This is a genomic window from Moritella sp. (assembly GCF_013215705.1).
Taxonomy (GTDB): domain Bacteria; phylum Pseudomonadota; class Gammaproteobacteria; order Enterobacterales; family Moritellaceae; genus Moritella.
In genome coordinates, this window is record NZ_JABSQR010000005.1 from 20,516 (window position 1) to 41,452 (window position 20,937).

Annotated in this window: 19 protein-coding genes; 10 read left to right on the forward strand and 9 right to left on the reverse strand. The window is 40.8% G+C overall.

The features are described from left to right. The first annotated feature begins 7 nt into the window (after positions 1–7). The 9 genes from HRT96_RS01920 (at position 8) to HRT96_RS01960 (ending at position 9,560) form a co-directional block, all read left to right on the forward strand. Complete coding sequence (locus HRT96_RS01920) at positions 8–826, forward strand: flagellin (protein WP_293131287.1); 819 nt, start codon at positions 8–10, stop codon at positions 824–826. A 403-nt stretch (positions 827–1,229) separates the two neighbouring features. Then, positions 1,230–2,057, forward strand: coding sequence for a flagellin (locus HRT96_RS01925; RefSeq protein WP_293151451.1), 828 nt, complete (start codon positions 1,230–1,232; stop codon positions 2,055–2,057). A gap of 417 nt (positions 2,058–2,474) precedes the next feature. Then, positions 2,475–3,290 (forward strand): flagellin, encoded by an 816-nt coding sequence (locus HRT96_RS01930; RefSeq protein ID WP_293151454.1) that lies wholly within the window; start codon positions 2,475–2,477, stop codon positions 3,288–3,290. 59 nt (positions 3,291–3,349) lie between these two features. After that, positions 3,350–3,769 carry a flagellar protein FlaG gene (locus HRT96_RS01935; protein ID WP_293151457.1) on the forward strand — a complete coding sequence of 140 codons (420 nt, stop codon included), beginning with the start codon at positions 3,350–3,352 and terminating at the stop codon, positions 3,767–3,769. 62 nt (positions 3,770–3,831) lie between these two features. After that, entirely contained in the window at positions 3,832–5,229 is a 1,398-nt protein-coding gene (gene fliD / locus HRT96_RS01940) for a flagellar filament capping protein FliD (RefSeq protein ID WP_293151460.1), read from the forward strand. Positions 5,230–5,325: 96 nt separating this feature from the next. Continuing rightward, positions 5,326–5,748 carry a flagellar export chaperone FliS gene (fliS, locus tag HRT96_RS01945; RefSeq protein ID WP_293131272.1) on the forward strand — a complete coding sequence of 141 codons (423 nt, stop codon included), beginning with the start codon at positions 5,326–5,328 and terminating at the stop codon, positions 5,746–5,748. Between the two features lie 2 nt (positions 5,749–5,750). Then, positions 5,751–6,065 (forward strand): hypothetical protein, encoded by a 315-nt coding sequence (locus HRT96_RS01950; RefSeq protein ID WP_293151463.1) that lies wholly within the window; start codon positions 5,751–5,753, stop codon positions 6,063–6,065. A 9-nt stretch (positions 6,066–6,074) separates the two neighbouring features. After that, entirely contained in the window at positions 6,075–8,189 is a 2,115-nt protein-coding gene (locus HRT96_RS01955; RefSeq protein WP_293151466.1) for a 6-hydroxymethylpterin diphosphokinase MptE-like protein, read from the forward strand. 87 nt (positions 8,190–8,276) lie between these two features. Continuing rightward, positions 8,277–9,560, forward strand: coding sequence for a CinA family nicotinamide mononucleotide deamidase-related protein (locus tag HRT96_RS01960; protein WP_293151469.1), 1,284 nt, complete (start codon positions 8,277–8,279; stop codon positions 9,558–9,560). 88 nt (positions 9,561–9,648) lie between these two features. On the opposite strand, the gene HRT96_RS01965 is transcribed toward HRT96_RS01960, so the two are convergent. Then, complete coding sequence (locus HRT96_RS01965; RefSeq protein ID WP_293151472.1) at positions 9,649–10,422, reverse strand: DNA repair protein; 774 nt, start codon at positions 10,420–10,422, stop codon at positions 9,649–9,651. Positions 10,423–10,477: 55 nt separating this feature from the next. Further along, a complete protein-coding gene (locus HRT96_RS01970) occupies positions 10,478–11,215 on the reverse strand; it encodes an ATP-binding protein (protein ID WP_293151475.1) in 738 nt (245 codons plus the stop codon). Between the two features lie 104 nt (positions 11,216–11,319). On the opposite strand from HRT96_RS01970, the gene cysB reads away from it, so the two are divergent. Beyond that, positions 11,320–12,294, forward strand: coding sequence for an HTH-type transcriptional regulator CysB (cysB, locus tag HRT96_RS01975; RefSeq protein ID WP_293131254.1), 975 nt, complete (start codon positions 11,320–11,322; stop codon positions 12,292–12,294). A 54-nt stretch (positions 12,295–12,348) separates the two neighbouring features. Here the strand turns inward: cysB and HRT96_RS01980 are convergent, their stop codons facing one another. From HRT96_RS01980 to pyrC, 7 genes are all read right to left on the reverse strand, one after another. Next, complete coding sequence (locus HRT96_RS01980) at positions 12,349–13,941, reverse strand: wax ester/triacylglycerol synthase family O-acyltransferase (RefSeq protein WP_293151478.1); 1,593 nt, start codon at positions 13,939–13,941, stop codon at positions 12,349–12,351. Between the two features lie 339 nt (positions 13,942–14,280). Then, positions 14,281–15,672 (reverse strand): L-serine ammonia-lyase, encoded by a 1,392-nt coding sequence (locus HRT96_RS01985; RefSeq protein ID WP_293151481.1) that lies wholly within the window; start codon positions 15,670–15,672, stop codon positions 14,281–14,283. A gap of 354 nt (positions 15,673–16,026) precedes the next feature. Then, positions 16,027–16,923, reverse strand: a complete 897-nt coding sequence (gene cyoE / locus HRT96_RS01990; protein ID WP_293151484.1) for a heme o synthase — start codon at positions 16,921–16,923, stop codon at positions 16,027–16,029. Then, a complete protein-coding gene (locus HRT96_RS01995; protein ID WP_293151487.1) occupies positions 16,920–17,966 on the reverse strand; it encodes a heme A synthase in 1,047 nt (348 codons plus the stop codon). Before HRT96_RS01995 ends, cyoE begins: the two co-directional genes overlap by 4 nt. 25 nt (positions 17,967–17,991) lie before the next feature. Next, positions 17,992–18,522 (reverse strand): hypothetical protein, encoded by a 531-nt coding sequence (locus tag HRT96_RS02000; protein WP_293151490.1) that lies wholly within the window; start codon positions 18,520–18,522, stop codon positions 17,992–17,994. Positions 18,523–18,524: 2 nt separating this feature from the next. Beyond that, the gene (locus tag HRT96_RS02005) at positions 18,525–19,265 is read right to left on the reverse strand and encodes an SURF1 family protein (protein WP_293151493.1); all 741 of its coding nucleotides are present in this window, start codon (positions 19,263–19,265) and stop codon (positions 18,525–18,527) included. Positions 19,266–19,483: 218 nt separating this feature from the next. Further along, complete coding sequence (pyrC, locus tag HRT96_RS02010; protein ID WP_293151496.1) at positions 19,484–20,515, reverse strand: dihydroorotase; 1,032 nt, start codon at positions 20,513–20,515, stop codon at positions 19,484–19,486. Between the last annotated feature and the right edge of the window lie 422 nt (positions 20,516–20,937).

Consider the following 20,937-nt stretch of genomic DNA (forward strand, 5'->3'; position numbering starts at 1 on the left):
AAGTATTATGGCTATATATGTAAACACTAACGTTGCGTCGTTAAACTCACAACGGAACTTAACGAATTCAACCAATGCACTGCAGACTTCTTTTGAACGTTTGTCATCGGGTAAACGGATCAATTCTGCCGCAGATGATGCCGCTGGTCTGCAAATTAGCTCGCGTTTAGAATCGCAAGTTAGTGGTTTAAACCAGGCATCTCGAAATGCTAATGATGGTATATCGTTAGCGCAAACGGCTGAGGGAGCATTGGATGAAACCACTAATATGTTGCAACGTATGCGTGTGCTTTCGATTCAATCTGCCAATGGTTCAAATAGTACTGCGGATCGAGAAGCGCTGGATAAAGAATTTGGTGAGTTAAAGAATGAAATAGATCGGGTATCAACAGATACTACTTTTGGTGGCATGAAGTTGTTGGATGCAAGTTTTAATACCGATTTTCAAGTTGGTGCTGATGCGAATCAAACGATTAATGTGAAGATAACCATGGATATGGATTCGGCTGGTCTAGGTTTAGCTGCCGATACGCTGACCACTGCGGCAGGAGCTCAAACCGCGATCACCAATTTAGACAGTGCGATTGCTTCGGTGACCAATGTCCGTGCTGATCTGGGTGCTAAACAAAATCGATTTTCTTCAACTATTCGTAATTTAACGAATATTTCTGAAAATGTATCTGCATCTAAATCACGTATTTTGGATACCGACTTTGCTGCTGAATCAGCAAAACTCGCGCAAAATCAGGTTTCTCAACAAGCCGCAAGTACGATGTTAAGTCAAGCGAATCAACAATCTCAAGTTGCTATGTCGCTATTAGGCTAAGAGGGTCTCGCCCTCTGGGCCCTTTTGGGCCGCCTAATTAATTGCTTTTACCTATATCTTTATTGATGTAAGCGTATAGGTAAAAGTATTCTTCCTGCCTTCAATACTATCCTTGATATAGCTACTACTTCTATTCTTAGTCTCATTCCATCGTATAATTAATGCCGTCTTATGGTGTGTTATGTCCATATTATGCTGCCGCATTAATGCGGCAATAATTTGGCTTATAAATAAAATGGCGACAACATTATAATTTAAAATAATATAATAAATAATATTTTTGTTTTAAAACATAGCTTTAACTATATATTATTGATTTTTAATTATTTGGCACATAGTTTGCTTTATGTTTGAGTATATAAATTAAAATTCTATGTAAGTTAGTTTCAGAAGGAATGATAACGTGGCCATATATGTAAACACCAATATAGCATCTTTAAATTCACAACGTAATTTGACGACGGCTACTAATGCGTTGCAAACATCATTTGAGCGCTTATCTTCTGGTAAACGTATCAACTCAGCGGCAGATGATGCTGCCGGGTTACAGATCGGTTCGCGCTTAGAAGCACAGGTTAACGGCCTCAATCAGGCAGCTCGAAATGCTAATGATGGTATTTCCCTCGCGCAAACGGCAGAAGGGGCATTAGATGAAAGTACGAACTTACTGCAACGTATGCGAGTGCTGTCGATTCAGTCGGCGAATGGCTCGAATTCAGTTGCTGACCGCAAAGCTTTAGATACTGAGTTTAAAGAATTGCAGATAGAAATTAATCGCATCTCTGATGATACTACATTCGGTGGCATGAGCTTACTTGATTCGACCTTTGATCAAAATTTCCAGATCGGTGCCGATGCTAATCAAATCATTAATGTAAAAATATCTCTGGATATGGACGCAGCGGGGCTGGGTGTTGGTTCTGCAACGAATAATTTGTTAACGATGGCTCAGGCTCAAATCGCGATTGTTAACATCGATAGTGCCATCGCGGCAGTAACCAATGTCCGTGCAGATCTGGGTGCTAAACAAAACCGTTTTTCATCTACGATCCGAAATTTAACCAATATTTCTGAAAACGTATCGGCGTCTAAATCACGTATTATGGATGCTGATTTTGCCGCTGAATCTGCAAAACTGGCGCAGAACCAAGTATCGCAACAAGCCGCAAGTACTATGCTTAGTCAAGCGAATCAGCAATCTCAAGTTGCGATGTCGCTATTACAAGGTTAATAACGGCTAGGTTAATCGAATGTTTATTTTGGCTCGAAAGGGCCAGAATAGAATCCCGCCTTTCTTAGTTACCTCTTGTTTATTCTTACCTTTTTGAACCTTATTAATTGGTTGTTTCGTATTAACGCAGCCTATTTTTGATTTAACACTTCTTCTTCTGGTGTATTTTCTATGCTTATCATTAATATAATCAACTCGATTTAGAATTAACGATAAACTATAAGCAGTTGAAATTAATGAATTTAATTTTAATTTCTCATGTCGGTTGGAAAATAAACAGAGAAAAATCAAAATAACTCTAAAGAATGTATTTTTGGTGTCGATAACTTTTATGACAATACAAATAACTAATTAAGAGCAAGGGCTGTATTCCCAATAAACAGCAGTCCTTCACAGGATTTCTTTTAGGAGACGAATATGGCTGTTTATGTAAATACTAATGTTTCATCTTTAAATGCACAGCGTCAATTGAGTAATGCATCCAATGAAATAGGTAAATCGTTCGAACGTTTATCTTCAGGAAAACGTATCAACAGTGCGGCTGATGATGCTGCTGGTTTGCAGATCGGTGCGCGTTTAGAATCTCAGGTTAATGGTTTAAACCAGGCTTCACGAAATGCTAATGACGGTATTTCTTTAGCACAAACTGCAGAGGGTGCATTAGACGAAACAACGAACATGCTGCAACGTATGCGAGTACTGTCAATTCAATCTGCCAATGGTTCTAATAGCGGAGCGGATCGTGATGCATTGCAACTCGAATTTGGTCAATTAAAAGAAGAAATCAACCGTATTGCTAAAGACACCACGTTTGGTGGTGAGAATTTACTTGATGGTACTTACGATGCTGATATTCAAGTCGGTGCCGATGCCAATCAAACTATCAAATTAAACATTGCTACCAGTATGGGTACCGGTGGTTTAGGCGTGACAGCTGATAACATCAATACTGCTGCTGGCGCTCAGACCGCAATTATGAACCTAGATTCAGCGATTGCTTCAGTCACTAATACGCGTGCGGATCTCGGTGCGAAACAAAATCGATTTTCATCGACTATTCGTAATTTAACTAATATTTCAGAAAATGTATCTGCATCTAAATCTCGTATCGTAGATACTGATTTTGCTGCTGAATCGGCAAATCTAGCGCGTGTTCAAGTACAGCAGCAGGCGGCAAGTTCAATGTTGAGTCAAGCGAACCAAACCTCACAAGTAGCTCTTTCTCTACTTTAATTGAATAAATAAATTATTGCCCCGCTCATAGTGGGGCTTTTTTGTCTTCGGAGGTGATGATGTCCACAATTAATACGGCAGAGAATAAGATCACGAATTTATATGTTGCTCCTGTCGACACAACCAATGTACCTTCGTTGTCTGCTATAATCGAACCTGAATCCGAGTTAAAGTTACCTAATAAAACGACTGAAACAGATAAAAAGCCTGCAACTCTTCGTAAAGACAAAGAGTTGGAGCAGAAATTGCATGAAGCAACAGAAATACTGCAAACACATTTTGATGTGAATAATAAGAAGTTAGACTTTAGTGTGCATGATGATTCTGGCCGGATGATAGTGAAAATTATCGACCCCGATAGTGGCGAAATACTTAAAGAGCTACCTTCTGAAGCAGTCCTGAAAATGGCGGATGACATTAAACAGTTTCAGGAAGATATATTCAGTAGCACTGGTCTGTTATTGGATGAAATGGTTTGATAATGGATCAGCGGTAATCATTTGCCTCTGGTATCAATAATTGGTAAAACGTAAGGATATATATGGCTGGTATGACTATGGCGGGCATGGGTTCTGGAATAGACCTTGAGTCGATCATTAAAACATTTGTAGCAGCTGAAAAATCGCCGAAAGAAGCGCGGTTAAATAATAAAGAAATCAGCATTACAACTGAGTTATCAGGGGTCGGAACCTTACGTGCGGCACTGGCTGATTTTAAAAGTATTACCAATAAATTAGGTAATACTGATACCTTTTATCAAAGTAAAACTAATATTCACTATCAGGGTCGCTCAGTAGATTCTAGTGCCGTCCGCCAGCCCGGTGAAAGTAACGCAATATTGCCGATCACCATTGAAACTAAAGGCGTAGTACCGAAAGGCTCGTTTGATGTTAAGGTGACTCAGTTGGCTCAGGGCGCTCGTTTAGAGTCTGATTTCATGCCAGACCGTACGGTGAAATTAGGTCAGGGGATCATGTATTTTGATGCCGGTAAAGAGAGTTTTGAAGTTGATGTCAATGTGACTGATACGTTACAAGATATTCAGAAAAAAATTAATGAAGCCCCCAATAACTACGGTATCGGCGCTAACATTATTAATTCAGATCTTGGCGCGAAAATAGTTTACACCTCAGATAAAACCGGTGTGGCTAATGATTTAACGGTATTTACCTCTGATTCAAGCTTAGCGATGATCTCCTCGAAGATGGTTGGAAAGGCGGCTAGCGATGCCATTATTGCAATCGACGGCAATATTATTACCCAAGAGAGTAATACTTTTACTCACGCGGTTTCAGGGGTTACGATCACTGCCAATAGTTTGACTGAAAATAATGACGTGGTCAATTTTTCCACTGCCACTGACCATGCTGCGGTAAGCGATCTCGTGCATGAATTTATTGATGGTTATAATCGTTTAATCAGTACTATCAATACTCTGACGGATCCTGAAACGGGCTCCCTCAAATTTGATTCAACAGCCCGCAGTGTTAAGCAACAGATGCAGTCGATTACCGGGGGGGTTGTAAATGGGGCTAGTAGTAAGCTAAATACATTATATGCAGCTGGTGTCTCCTTAGAAGAGGGCGGGGTTCTGGCGATCAATCCGTTTGGTAGCAATGGTAGTAAATCTGGCGCCCAACGTTTAGATGACGCTGTTAATAATGCGCTGGATGATCTTGGCAAACTATTTTCCGGTAAAAACGGGGTCGCAGCACAAATTAATGCGGTACTTGATAACAGTTTAAATAATAAAGGCACGATCACTCAGCGCCAGTCACTGCTCAATACTAATTTACGTAGTCTTGAGGACGATCGGGATAAATTAGATCGCTACATATCCTCTTATGAAGATACATTACGGAAAAAATATACAGCGATGGATAGTACCGTGTCGCGCTATAATGCCACCGGTGACTATATTCGTAATGTCTTGGGATAGTCGATAATATAACGAATAATCCCGGACTGGTTAAAATGCAGTTACTCGGGTATGTACAACATTAAACATAAATATAAATAATAATTAGGTAAAAATATGAGAGCGAATATCAGACGTTATCAGCAAGTTAGTCGTGAAAGTGGAATTACTTCTGCGGATAATCATCAAGTGATCTTTATGTTGTTACAGGGGCTGCTTGATTCTGTTGCTGTTGCTAAAGGTTGTATCCTACGTAATGATATCGAAGGCAAAGCTAAAGCGATTAATAAATCTATTAATATTACTTCGGGATTGATTGATGGTATTAATCATAAAGTATATCCAGAAATTGGTGAGAATTTTGATGCATTGTACCGTTATATTCAATTACGGTTGAATGATGCTACGTTAGAACGTTCTGTAGAGCCGTTGGATGAGATCACGACATTGGTTACACCAATTAAAGATGCCTGGTTAAATATTCCACAAGCGGAAAAAATGAAAGTTGAGGCCATGCGTGAACAAATCCGTGGTGCTTAATCATGATTGACTTGAAAGCGGCATTAATGGTGGACATTACTGCGTTATCTGAACAGGCGCAAGTCGCTTTGCTTACTGAAGATTTTGATAACTGTAATATTTTATTACAGCAGCGTCAGGAATTTATTGAGCAACTGGTTAATTTAACGTCGCCTTTGGCGGCAGACACCGCCGCGTATTTGACGCAGATTATCACTGATGATACGGGTGAAATAAACAAACTAACGACTGCGAAGTTGGAACTTGAATCGCAGCAGATGACCACCAAGCACCGTGCCAAATCAATTAATCGTTATCTTGCTATTAAACAATTTTAGGTTGTTCTTATGGAAAATTTAAGTCACGATATTAATTCTCAGATTGCCGCTTTAGAAGGTTTACAACAACAGCATAAGAAGAACTTAGGCCTTGCTCAGGAAATCGATGCTATCTATCAAGATGCACAGCTACCTATCGTTGACCCGACGGCTCTCTATGCTGCAAATATGGCTGCTTTCAAGCAGTATATTCCCGATATCCATGCGTCATTTATCGATTATCAACCAACCAAATTTGAATTGGCTCAACGCGATGGTAAATTACATCTGGTGGACGTTGAGGACAATATTGTATTGGGTGAGAATTATTATCGTGACGGCTTGATTGATTTTGAAAAATACCGTTTTAATCCACAATTAACCCGCGTCGATTTTTCTGATGAAATTGATAATCCAATTAATTTTGTGCATGTTAAATATATCAATCAGTTAACTAATTTAGTGAGTCAGGTTAATAAGCAGCATAAGCAAGAACTGATATTACCAGAAGCCGTTAATATGATGGTTTGTTTTGGGTTAGGTTTGGGTTATTACTTACCGCTGATGTTAAGTAAACACCAAGTTAAACGCCTATATATTTATGAACCTGAGCATGATTTTTTCTATGCGAGTTTGTTTACACTTGATTGGGCGGGAATATTACAGCAATTAGATGCCAATAATAGTAGCTTGCATTTATGCTTAGGCGCGAACGAAGACGATTTTTTTGCTGATATATCGAGTGAGCTTATTTCCAAAGGGCGTTATGATTCGACCTTCAGTTTCTGTTATAAGCATTATGCGACTGAGCAGATGGATAAAGCCTTAGAGAAATTTAATAACCAAGCTTTTCAGGTCGCTTTTGGTTTTGGTTTTTTTGATGATTCATTATTGGCTTTGGCGCATCAATATCATAATTTGAATAAACATGTGCCACTGTTAGCCAAGGCCGAACCACTCCCTGAATGCGCCACATTACCGGTCTTTATCCTAGCTAATGGCCCCTCTCTTGATGAGCATATTGATTACATTATTGCGAACCGTGATAAAGTGCTCCTTGTCAGTTGTGGTACCACCATACGTGCTTTGCATCAATATGGAATTAAACCTGATTTTCATTTAGAGATGGAGCGCACCCGGATCACACACAGTGTGTTACAGTCAGTGGGGGATGAGGCCTATCTTAGATCTATCCCGTTATTAACCTTAAATACCATTTCCCCGGATGTACTGGATCTGTTTGATCGCCAGTTGATGGCGTTAAAAATGGTAGAAGCATCCACGGAAATTATTATGAATCCAGCACTGGGTTGCGATAATGATAACTTAACCCAGCTGATGTATTGCAACCCCACAGTCGCTAATTTAGCCTTGTCTTTTTTCACCCGGATGGGGTTCAAAAACATTTATTTATTTGGCGTTGATCTTGGTTTTAGCGGTGATGCTCACCACAGTAAAAAAAGTATCTATTACGATCAATCAGGCCAAGATAAGCAATTGTTTAATAAAAAGGCGTTGGCAAATTTAGTCGCACCGGGTAACCATGTTGACCAAGTTGAAACAACCATGATCTTTCAGATGTCGGCAGCTGGCCTGACAGAGTTATTACGCTTAAACCCCGAGGTTAATTGCTATAATCTTGGTCAGGGCATTAAAATTGATAATACTATTCCAATGTATCAAACGGATATATGTTTACCTGACAGTACGCTAGATAAAGCGTTGTTTGTGGAGCAGATGCTGACGCATTATGCTGTTGATACTCGAGTATTGGCGAAGCAATACAGTCATATATTACATCAGAATCTATTTTCTGAATTTGTCGACGAGATGCTGGTATTATTACAGCCGTCTGTCGCAGATAGATATGCGGCTTTAGAGCAGTTACAACAACAATTTATTTTATTGCACAGTAAATATGAAACGAAAGATGCCTTTTTAGCAGATATGTTGCGGGGCACCTTGCAACATTGTCATGCCTCAATAATTAAGTTGTTATTGTTACCAGCTAGTGCAGAGCAGGGATTAGCCTATTATCAGCAAGGTATTGCTATTTTTGTTAACTACCTTCAAGAGACCAAAGTTAAGTATAGCAAAGAGCTGTTTGAGGCCGATAAAACCGATATGTCGGCAACCTGGCAATAAAGATATGCTCATGGATATATGCGATTGTGGAATATTATCTTTTCTCCGCTATTTTATATTTACGGACAGAGTGAATAAGGGCAGTTAATGCGAATTGAATTTATCAGTACGGGTGATGAGGTACTATCAGGGCAAATTGTCGATACCAATGCGGCATGGATATCACAACACTTTTTTCATCAAGGTCGTCAATTCACCCGTCGTCATACTATCGCTGATGATTTAGACTCGCTTATCGATATTATTACCGAAACCAGTCACCGAGCTGACGTCGTGATCATGAATGGTGGGTTAGGACCAACATCGGATGATTTAAGTGCTGAAGCAGCGGCGAAAGCGATGGGCGTGCCATTAAGCCTATCGCAAGAATGGTATGACCATTTAGTGACTAAATATGCCAAATCCAATCGTACTTTATCTGAGAGTGATGAAAAACAAGCTTGGTTGCCACAAGGTAGTGACGTTGTTGATAACCCGGTAGGCACTGCCTGTGGGTTTAGTTTCCAATTTAATCGCGCGCGTTTTTACTTTACTCCAGGGGTACCAAGTGAATTTAAACACATGGTTACCGAGCAAATACTACCAGATATTCAACAACGTTTTACGCCAATAACAATACCTACTTTAATCAAGATTAAAACCTTTGGCATCTCGGAATCGGTGTTGAATGAGCGCTTAGCTGCATTGTCACTTCCGCCGTCAATTACGTTGGGATTTCGTGTTGATTTTCCTACTGTTGAAGTGAAATTATTATCAATAGTCCAAGCTGATTTAGCGAAGGCCAGAGAACGAGTACTTGCAGAGCTTGGTGAGTTTGTGCTGTTTGAAGGGGACTATTCGTTTGCACAGTACTTGCAAACTATAATACTCGAAAAAGGGCAAACATTATCACTTGCGGAATCCTGTACTGGTGGACTTATCGCGAGTGAATTAATTGCTGTGGCGGGGAGTTCTGGTTATCTCGATTCGAGTCATGTTACTTATAGTAATGAATCTAAGAGTCGTTTAGTCAATGTTGATAAAATGACGATAGCTAATCACGGGGCTGTTTCAATAGAGGTTGCTGCCGAGATGGCTGAAGGCGCGAGGTTTAATGCGGGTGTTGATTTTGGTATTGCAGTGTCTGGAATCGCAGGTCCTGGTGGCGGTAGCGAAGAAAAACCGGTCGGCACGGTTGCGTTTGCTCTGGCGAGCAAGACACACACTTACAGTCAATTGTTATTTATCCCGAGATGGAGTCGACAGGGGATCAGAGCTGTTGCGTTATATGTTGCGCTAGATATGTTAAGAAGAGAGTTACTGGGACTTAATTTAGCGGCAGAATTCAGTTCGATAGAGCGTCGAACTGAACAAGATAATGTGAAGGACTAGTCTTTTTCGTACTGTAATAGCGTTGTGATAGCAACATCGATTAAGCAATCTCAACGTGTTTTTTATACTACTCTTTATTCTCTTCTTGTTACCATTTCTGTTTTGGTTGAAACAGTAGGTCTAATTCATTTTTTTCGTTTTCTTTTTCTTGGCGATCTTTTAAGTCATCTGATGACGCTTGGGTGAGTTGCTCATTCACTTCATTAAGTAAAGACACTAGCGTTTGCTGTTTAGTGACGAGGGATTCATTTTTATCATTAATATTATTTAAGGTATCAATGCCCTTACGCAGCAATTGCTTACAAGAACCGAACTGACTTGTTGCACGTGCTTCATAAGCGCGTTTCAGTAAATTATCGATATTGACATTGAGTTGCATTAGCTCAAGTTTACGATCTTCAATCACAAAAGTTTGAGTATTTACTTTACTTTTTGCATGCTCTGCACGTAGCACCGCACGAATTTTTTTAATTTGTTGAAGTAATACAATCGCTTCTCGATCTGAGTTCGGAGAACGGAACATGCTACCTTCTGTCTGTGCCGGAATATCTTTTAATTGTGCCATTTGGGCTTTTACATTGGTTAAGCGCTGACGTACTTGGGGCAGGCTTGGATCCTTTTGTAATATAGCGGTGAGTGAGTCATGCATACGACTGTGTAAGACTAGTGTGAGCACTTGACTATAAGGTAATGATGTCGTGTTCAGTAGTAATTCTTCTGTATCTTCAATTACTTGCCTGTGCTTTATGATTATCTGTCGCTTTTCTGTTTCAGCTTTACGTTTGTACTGTAAGATTATATTATAGCCGATCACCAAAAACAGTAGGACAGCAATCGCGATGATCATAAGAGTGAGCTTCATTGTATAATAAACCTAATTTTGCTGCGGTAGTAAGATATTACTATAAATACCTTACTTAAGGTAGTATTAAGGTGAAGATTCCCCCACCAAGTTCGCCCCCATTACTTAGTGATATATGGCCTGTTTTCCTTTTTATTATATGTGCGTTAGCAATTAATCGAGCAAAATATAAACCTAATCCAGTGCGTCCCTGCTTACTGCTTAACTCAGCCATTGAGTTGTGCTGAGCTTGTAACATGCTATCTGGGTAGCCTGCACCGTTGTCAGCAATCTCTATTACCAGCTGATTATTAACGATGTTTGCGGTAACAAGGATCTTACCTTTGCTATAACGGAGGGCATTGATGAACACGTCAGATAATAAGTAGCTAATTAAATTGTGATCGCAGTACCAAGCTAGGTCGGTGTCAATGTTAATGTTAATCTCTATGTTGTTGCTGTCGCTGTACAGCTGACTTTTAACGCAAAATTCAGTGAAGTAATCAGCAATAAAACATTCAGAAATATTTAATGGCAGCTGATCTTTGTCATCACGATAGAGAGACAGCACTTGAATTAAACCACTGTTTAGTCGCAATACTTCATAGTGTAAATCCGCGAGTTTAGCGCCGTGTTTATGGTCATCTTGCGAGGGATTAATATCTGCAGACATAGATTCAATCGATTGCAATAACAAGCACAATGAATTTTTCATATCATGTACCGCAGATGTTAGGATTAACGCATAATCAACTGTGTCTTTGCTGGGTTTAATGTTATCGTCTAAAGGTGTTATCATATTTTTGACCTGCATAAAAGTAATGGTCCTTAGGATATCTTATTAATAAGAAATAACAGTATTCTGCTATTGTTTTGTTAGAATACAATTAATTATTTGGAATATAGAGCATATCACGAATGAAGTTACAGCAATTTAGATACATAGTCGAAGTCCTCAATCACAATTTGAATGTGTCAGCGACAGCAGAAAGTCTTTATACTTCGCAGCCAGGCATCAGTAAGCAAGTGCGTATGTTAGAAGATGAACTTGGTGTGCAGATCTTTGAGCGTAGTGGTAAACATCTCACGAAAGTGACACCAGCTGGTAAAGATATTATTCGTATTGCTGCTGATATTCTAGGCAAGGTTGAAAGTATTAAAGCGGTGGCGAGTCAGCACACCCATCCTTCTAAAGGCACGTTAAATATTTCGACAACGCATACTCAAGCGCGCTATGCTCTGCCGAAAGTGATTAAAGGTTTTATTGAACGTTATCCTGATGTGTCACTCAACATGCACCAAGGTACGCCAGCACAGATCAGTGATTCGGTTTCTAAGGGGACTGCTGATTTCGCGATTGCGACTGAAGCATTACATTTATACAGTGACTTGGTGATGTTACCTTGTTATCACTGGAATCGTTCTATTATCGTCAAACCGGGTCACCCATTAACGAAAGTGGGTAAGATCACGGTTGAAGATATTGCCAAATACTCGCTGGTTACTTACGTATTTGGTTTTACTGGCCGTTCAGAATTAGATTGTGCGTTTGATGCAGCCGGACTAGAGCCTAAAATTGTGTTTACCGCAACGGATGCCGATGTGATCAAAACCTACGTGAAATTAGGTATTGGTGTGGGTGTTTTAGCCACTATGGCATTTGACGATGCAACCGATGATGATTTAGTGCGCATTGATGCAAGTCACTTATTTACGTCGAGTACGACTAAAATTGGTTTCCGTAAAGGCACCTTTTTACGTACTTACATGTATGATTTTATGGAACGCTTTGCCCCTCATTTAACGCGAGATGTTGTTGATAAAGCGATTATGCTGAAAACAGCAGAAGAGATTGATGAGATGTTTAAAGAGATCCCGCTACCAACAAGGTAACGAGATTGTATTCACTCGGCTAACTCTTTGTGTTTAGCCGAGAATACCTTGAGTTTAGTCGAGAATACCTCCAGCCTGCTCTGCTACTTTAACTGCCTGCTTTTTTATACTGTTCTGATTGTCTTTCTGCACTGGTGCCGGTGTGTTCGATATGACGGTTGAACAAGCATTATCGTTAATGACACCTATCAATTCCTGCATACTATTTGATAATCCATCATCCTGGGTAAGCCGTGCTATTTGTTCACTGACAATATCGATTGCACTATTCATTACTGCTTGTTCTAATTCGGAAAATGCATCTTCGATGTAACTCGATATTTTCGTCAGATCGGGTAGGTTTGTGCGACAGGCAATTAAGCCGACATTGAGATGATCCATATAACTGTATAAGGTTATATTCAGTGACATTCCCGGTGGCAGTGCCGACAGCGGGAAACACTCCAGCATTTTTGCTCCCATCATATACATAGGCTTACGTGGACCGGGCACATTAGAGATAAGTACATTTCCGACCGGTGGTAACACATCGTCGAGTTTCAGTAATTCACTTATGACTGCGAGACCTTGGCTGGCGAGTGTGTAGCTTGTTAACGCCTCATCGGATAATAAGCTGGCTTCTTGTTTTAACTTGTCACAAGCATCTTTGATGGCCATCAGACGGGTCAGAGGCGTTGCGTTGCTATGACCTAATTCAACCATAGTGATTGCAATACGATTATTCGATGTTATATCGTTAGGATCGCGTAGGCTCACCGGTATTTGCGCCGTGAGTGGTTGATTTAGCTGATAATCTAGATCAGCTAAATAACGGTGTAAAGCTATGTCACAAATACATACCACGACATCATTTATCGTGGTTCCCGCTATTTTTCCTATGTTCCTTATACGTGCCAGCGGCAGCAGGCTAGTTGCCGCTCGGCGTGCTCGTTTGGGACTCACTGAAAATGGTGTTTTAGGCGATGTAAAAGGGGTTGGAAAGTTGGCTTTATAAACATTTACGCCTTGTAAGATTAACTTCGACCCTAGCCCTATAATTGACGGTATTGCGCGTACTTGTTTACTTATAATGGCACTGTTTTGTTTTAATTTATCGACCAAACCGGTTTTTATTTTAGGATCACTCTGCTTACTCTCAAAGCCTTTAATGCTCCAAAATGCTTGTAACTGCCCATCGGCTTGTGGCGATAAATAGCTAAGAATTAATCTGTTGGCTTTAGCACCGTCAGTAAAGGCATGATGCAATTTAAGGTAGATGGCGAATTGATTGTTAGCAAGCCCTGAAATTAAATGCATTTCCCATAATGGACGGCTGCGGTCCATTAGATTTGAGTGTGAATGCTCTACGTATTCAATGAGTTGCTCTCGAGCTCCTGGTTGGGGTAATTGCACGCGGCGAATGTGATAATCAAGATCAACGTTATCATCTTCTTGCCAGTGCATCATCCCCGAATAAGCGGTATGTAATTTATAATTAAACGGTTTTTCTATTTGTGTAAATTGCATCAGTTGTTGATACAAATCTTTACCATAATCGCCTTGGTAGTCGGTTGGTATATCGAAAATTTGCATTGCAGCTACATGGTTTGGGCGTGATACCGTTTCGCAATATAGGAACCCCATATCGGGTAGAGTGAGTGCTTTCATTGATTTTCCCCTAATGTTTGCAGAGCGGACAGCTGGTTACGTCGTGCGATAAAAATAGAATAAGTGACCTAATGAGGAGTAAAGAATAATTCGCCGCGAAAGTCATTAGTCTCTGACCTATTCACTGCTATTTACACCTGAAAGTATGAGGTTTTTTCTCAGGGGGTACTGAGTCTTTAGATAAATCAGTAATCAAAGGGGTGAGGGGCGGGCAATACCTGTTATGGGGTAGTCTAAGTGCGGATTTACGGATAAAAAAAGCCAGAATAGTGACGAGCACATTCTGGCTTTTTTCGATCTACACCTAAATAATGTATGTTTATTTAGGTTTGAGTCAGATTAAGTACAGGTGTGGGCTTTTTTGATATCGCCGACATTAAGTACTTTAATTGCTAATCCACCCAGTGACGTTTCACGGTATTTAGCATTCATGTCTTTACCTGTTGCGTACATCGTTTCGATAACTTTGTCCAACGATACACAAGGCTCACTGGTACGACGCATTGCCATACGTGAAGCATTGATTGCTTTTACTGCGGCAATCGCGTTACGTTCAATACAAGGTACTTGAACTTGACCACCGATAGGATCACAAGTTAGACCTAGGTTATGCTCCATGCCGATTTCAGCCGCGATACAAACTTGTGAAGGACTCGCACCCATTAATTCAGCAAGACCAGCCGCTGCCATTGAGCATGATACGCCCACTTCACCTTGACAACCTACTTCTGCGCCCGAGATAGATGCATTCGTTTTGTATAGGATACCGATAGCACCCGAAGCAAGGTAAAATTTAGTCTGTTCTTCACGCGTTAGCGGACGAATAAACTTATTGTAATAAGCTAATACGGCAGGGATGATACCCGCTGCGCCATTGGTTGGTGCTGTTACTACTCGACCACCGGCTGCATTCTCTTCACTCACTGCAAGTGCGAACATGTTAACCCAATCAATGATAGCCATTGGATCTGTGTTAAAACCATCATTAGCTTCTAGCTGACGTTTAAGCGCGGCAGCACGACGTGGTACACGTAATGGACCCGCAAGTAAACCTTCTGTTTTACAACCGCGTTCGATAGATTCAGCCATTGCGGTCCAAATGTTAGAAAACGATTGGTATGTTTCATTTTCACTACGGAAAGAACGCTCATTTTCTAACATTAATGCACTGATAGATAATGCATTGTCGTTACAGTGTACGACTAATTCCGCGGCGTTGGTAAATGGATATTTAACATCTGCAGTATCACCTTGGGTTAAACCGAAGTTTTCTTCGTCAACGATGAAACCACCACCGGTAGAGTAGTAAGTTTTTGTAAATACTACTTTACCATCGATGTAAGCATGAATTTTCAAACCGTTTTCATGTAGTGGAAGCGGCTCATCAATAAAGTTCATCGCTGAAGCGGGAAAATCAACAGTATGACAATGTAGACCGATTGGTAAACGACGTGTTGTTTCAACACGGTGAATGAACTCTGGGATTGCATCAATATCAACAGTTTCAGGTAAGTTACCTGCTAAACCCATTAAGATAGCAATATCAGTGTGGTGACCTTTACCAGTCAACGATAATGAACCATGCACATCCACTGTGATTTGAGTGACGTCGCGGATCTTCCCTGTCGCTCGTAGGTCGTCGATAAATTGTTTGGCAGCTTTCATTGGACCAACAGTATGAGAACTAGATGGACCAATACCAATTTTGTAGATATCGAATACACTGATCATAGTAATTCCTCAGCAGATGCTTAAGTTATATAAGCTTAAATAATTAATTAGCGCGCTAACCGTCTCTGGTTAGGCAGAATAATGGGGGGCTAAACTTTTTTTTAATCCCTCAACTTTTATGTCGCTATGATAGCGATTTAATTCCAAAAAACAACTGTCAATGTAGTAGGTAACGCTGTTATTTAGAGGTGGATCCCATATAACAATTCATTCTATTTAAAAATTGTAGTGTAAAGCTTTGTTTTATTTATTTGTTGAAGATATTTACGATACGAGGGTAATACAGACACCCATTTCAGGTGCCGGTATTACGCTTAATAATGAATGGCTTAGTGATTGGTTTTGGTTTTGGTATTAAGAATTGATTAGCCAATGATCGACTAACAATAATATAAATAACACCATTAAATGTATGATTGAGAATTTGAAGGTTTGAAATGCCGTTTTTCGAGTGGGCTTGAATTTTAATCGATAAGCGTAATAAATAAAGCTGATCCCTAGGACGGTTGAGCCAATTAAATAGAGTAACCCACTGAGTTGAGTCAACCAAGGTAACCAAGTGACCGGTAATAGCAATAGCGTATAAAGCAGTATGAGGGTTTTAGTATACTCAGCACCATGGGTCACAGGTAGCATTGGGATCTTAGCCTTGGCATATTCTTTTTCTTTATGGATCGCCAGCGCCCAAAAATGTGGCGGTGTCCAGATGAAAATAATCATCACCAGCAGTAAAGCCTGGCCTGTCACTTCACCAGTCATTGCCGTCCACCCAAGCAGTGGCGGTGTCGCGCCCGCGAGTCCCCCGATGGCAATGTTTTGTGGTGTTGCACGTTTCAAGTACATGGTGTAAATCACCGCATAGCCAATCAGACTGGCAAAGGTTAACCATGCGGTTAACGCATTTACAAACACAAAAAGTGTCACCATACCTATTATTGCCATGCTAGTAGCAAAGAGTAATGCTTTTGGTGTGCTAATGGTATTTTGTACTAATGGCCGCTGGTGGGTTCGGGTCATGATGGCATCAATACGTTGGTCGAGAATATGGTTGTAGGCTGCGGCTGCGGCTGATAACAGGCCAATACCAACTAATGCCGGTACTAATAAACTGAGAGGGGGTAAGGTGGGTAGCGCAAGGACCATACCGACTAATGCCGTGAGCAGTAATAGTGCCACAACTTTAGGTTTGGTTAATTGATAGTAAGCGCGCCAGTTGGGTGTAAGCGTTAATATAATGGATTGCGTATTCATAACACCTCTTGCAGTTGCTGTTGGTTGAACCAAAGTAGGGTGACTAAGGTTATAAGTAAGATCGCCGCAACCAGGTTGTGTGCCACTGCGATACTCAGTGGCAGCTGGAACATAACGTTAGCGATGCCTAAGCTGACCTGTACGCAAAGAATAACAAGCAGGGCTTGGGCAGTTAACCGTATCTTTCTTTCTGGTTGATGTTTGAGTAATTGATAAGCGGTGAGCAACAAATAAATGATAGTTACACCTGCCCAGATGCGATGAGCGACATGGATATTGATTCTGGCAATCGTATCTCGCACACCATACTGATAAGTCTCAGCGACTGGACTGAGACTAAATACATCATTGAGATTAAAACGGCTTAACCAGTCGCCGTTACAAATAGGAAATTCAGTACAGACTATGGCGGCGTAATTTGAACTTGTCCAACCGCCGAGCGCAATTTGAATTATGACTATTGGCAGCGCAATGCAACAATATAATTGAACGCGGGCTAATCGTTGCCTATGTATGGGTAATATATTATGGCCGATATTATTTAAAGGCGGGGATAACAGGGTTGCTGCCATTGTGGTTTTAGATAGCCGTAATCGCAATAATACCAGCAAGGCTAAAATACTAAACCCACCGAGCAGGTGGCCCATCACGATAATGGGTTTTAAGTTCATTGTTACTGTCCACATCCCTAACGCAGCTTGAAATAAAACTAATAAAATTAAAAAAGTGGCTAATCGAATGTGTTGTTTGCGTTTGCCGCAGATAATGAAAATCAGTAAAATTAACGTGCCTAATAGTCCTGCAACATAGCGATGTAACATTTCATTCCATGCTTTTTCCGCGTGCAAAGGCTGATCTGGATAAGCTTGTTGGGCTGACGCAATGTCTTGTGCGGTAGCTGGAACCGTATTAAAGCCATAACAGCCGGGCCAGTCAGGGCAGCCAAGTCCGGCATCGGTTAAGCGCGTATAAGCCCCGAGTGCAATCACTAAAAAGGCCAGCGCTATTGTCAGGTTCAGAGTCAGGTTGAGCAGTTTCGACATAGACAATCCTTGTTTATTGCAATGCTTACCCTATTTTAGATATTTTAAGTAAGCGCCTTAAATCCTTTAATAACCCCGCGGATACCTTTATTGCCGCTGCTCTATCTGTTGGATATTGATAGTGCATGAAAATATTACCTAATGGATCAACTAAATATAGTGTATCCGTGGATAATTGCTGTTGGTTTACCGGGCTTAATTGCAATCTTGCGAGGGTTGATATTTCTACGTGATCGCGAGATAAGCTTTCTGGACGGATGACGGTTTCTGGGTATTGAGTGAGATAGCGTTGTACTCTCTTTCCTTCCGCGGCCAGTAACGTATGTACTTGCTGCATTTGCCATAAACTTTGTTGGCATTGTTGTGCGCATTTTTCACTGGGGTTATAGAGCAGTAACCATGCTTGTGGTGGCCGTGACATTGTTAGCGGTGGGGATATGAGTTCTCCAGTATTGGTTTTAGCCCCTTGATACCAGTCATTAACGAGCACTAATTTAGCGATTAAAATAGGCGCTATAAATAACCCTAGGATGATGAATAATGGCTTTTTCTGCATGACTAATCCTTATCTTGCATGGGCTTAGATGGTGTTTGATATTTTATTAACCAGTAGCCACTCGATAAGCTTAACGCAAATGCTAAAGCAAACCATTGGACTGCATACGCCGTATGTTTAGCGGGTGGCATTACCGTTATCGTCCAGGTTTTGCTAAAACCGATGGGAGAATCTGGATTTAGTTGTAATAGTAGTGGATTGAGTGGCATGTTTAGCGTGGTCCGTAGTTGCGGTATATCAGTACGCTGTATAACCAAAGGCCCTTGTGTTGTTGGTGCGATATTCTCACCGAGAAGCAAGGGCGAACCTTGCTGGGCACTTAAAGTTCCGTCTAACTGATAATGCCCTGTGAAGTGCGGGATATCAGGTAACGATGAGCGTGTCGCGGAACCCGCTAACCAACCAAGGTTAACAAGAATAGTTTGCTTATCGCTGTGAAAAGGAAGGTATAAATGATAGCCAAACTGTTTCTTGTAAGTTTGATTATCTAATAATATCGGCGCTTTATTATCAAAATAACCGTATAAAGATACCTTTCGATGCAAACTGCTCGCGGTTATTTGAGTGAGTGATGTAAGTGTCGGTTGGTCGATATCTAATAGCGCTTGCTTCTCTTGTGCGCGGGATAGTTGCCATAACCCTAATTTTAAACAAACCGCAATCGCGAGCAGGCTAAACAGAGCAAAGCTGGTTAAGCGTGTGGAGAGTTTATAGCATCGTATCGAGCTAAATAAAATTTGCATATTTAACCTTAAAAAATAACGGCTTGGATAGTGTTATAAACGCCCGTTTTGAACATACACTTAAGGATAGAGATGTTTTTATAAAGCGGTAGGAAAACAGTAGAAAATTAAAATTAATTAATGGCTTGCAGAGGATTATCCCAGCGAAGGCCGCTGGGATAGACGCGCGAGCAGAATTACGATGATTAACGCGAGATCAAGGTTAACTTAATCAACGGTTATTTCACTTGCCAAGCGATAGTTTCGCCCGTTCTGATTGGTACCATTTTCGCGTCACCAAAAGGTAGCGTTGTCGGTACTTGCCATGCAGTTCTTTCTAATGTGATAGTGTCAGCGTTGCGTGGTAAGTTATAAAAATCAGGACCATTGAAGCTGGCAAATGCTTCTAATTTATCAAGGGAATTCTGTTGCTCAAAGACTTCAGCATATAGCTCTATTGCAGCATGAGAGGTATAAGCGCCAGCACAACCACAAGCAGATTCTTTTTTATCATCAGCATGTGGCGCAGAGTCTGTACCAAGGAAAAACTTGTTGCTACCACTCGTTGCCGCTTTAATAAGTGCCGCTTGATGGGTATTACGCTTCAAGATTGGTAAACAGTAGTAGTGTGGCTTGATGCCGCCCACTAACATGTGGTTACGGTTGAATAATAAATGATGCGCTGTGATTGTTGCTGCGACATTGTCGCCGGCATTATTCACAAACTCAACCGCGTCCGCAGTGGTGATGTGTTCAAGCACAATCTTTAAATTTGGAAAATCAGCAATAACGGATGTTAAGACCGTATCTAAATAAACTTTCTCACGATCAAAAATGTCGATATCGGCATCTGTTACTTCACCGTGTAACAGTAAAGGCATACCCGCGTCTTGTAATGCTTGTAGCGCAGGATAAACATTCTTAATGGATGTTACACCTGATGATGAATTTGTCGTTGCGCCAGCCGGATAAAGCTTGGCCGCATAAACAATACCGGTTGCTTTTGCTACGCGGATATCTTCAGCAGTGGTTTGATCGGTAAGATAGATAGTCATTAATGGACTAAATGAAGAATCGGCTGGTACGTTAGCTAAGATACGTTGGCGGTATTCTTGAGCGATCTGAGCATTTGTTACTGGTGGTACAAGGTTCGGCATAATGATTGCGCGACCCATGTAACGGCTAATGTCAGCAACAGTATGTTTTAAAACATCACCATCTCGAAGGTGCAAGTGCCAGTCATCTGGGCGGGTGATCGTTAAAGTTTCCATTTGATTTCTCCATCGCTAATTTCCGCAGATTCTAAAGATTAATGTTGGTGAAGTCAAAGAGCTAATAGCAATTGATGAGAAAAGACGATACCAAGTAAGCTTATACCCAAGCTACTTCAAGATGCTATATCAGAGACGAGCAGGGATATCAGAGTAAGGCGCAATATGTAGATAATGGTTATTCCATTATTAAATATTGCAACGTTGTGCTGTTATTTCTGCTTGCCTCCCGTAGGGCAAACCGAATGAAGGTATCTTCGGCGTTATGAAGTCTTGATTTAGAATAACTAAATCCTCGACTTCATGCCTTGAACATCCTCTCCTTTCTGTTTGCTGATTGTGCATCTTGAAGTAGCTTGGGTATATAGTTAATTTTAGCTTGTTTGGCTTCGAAATCATCTCATATTTTATAGTCAGCGACA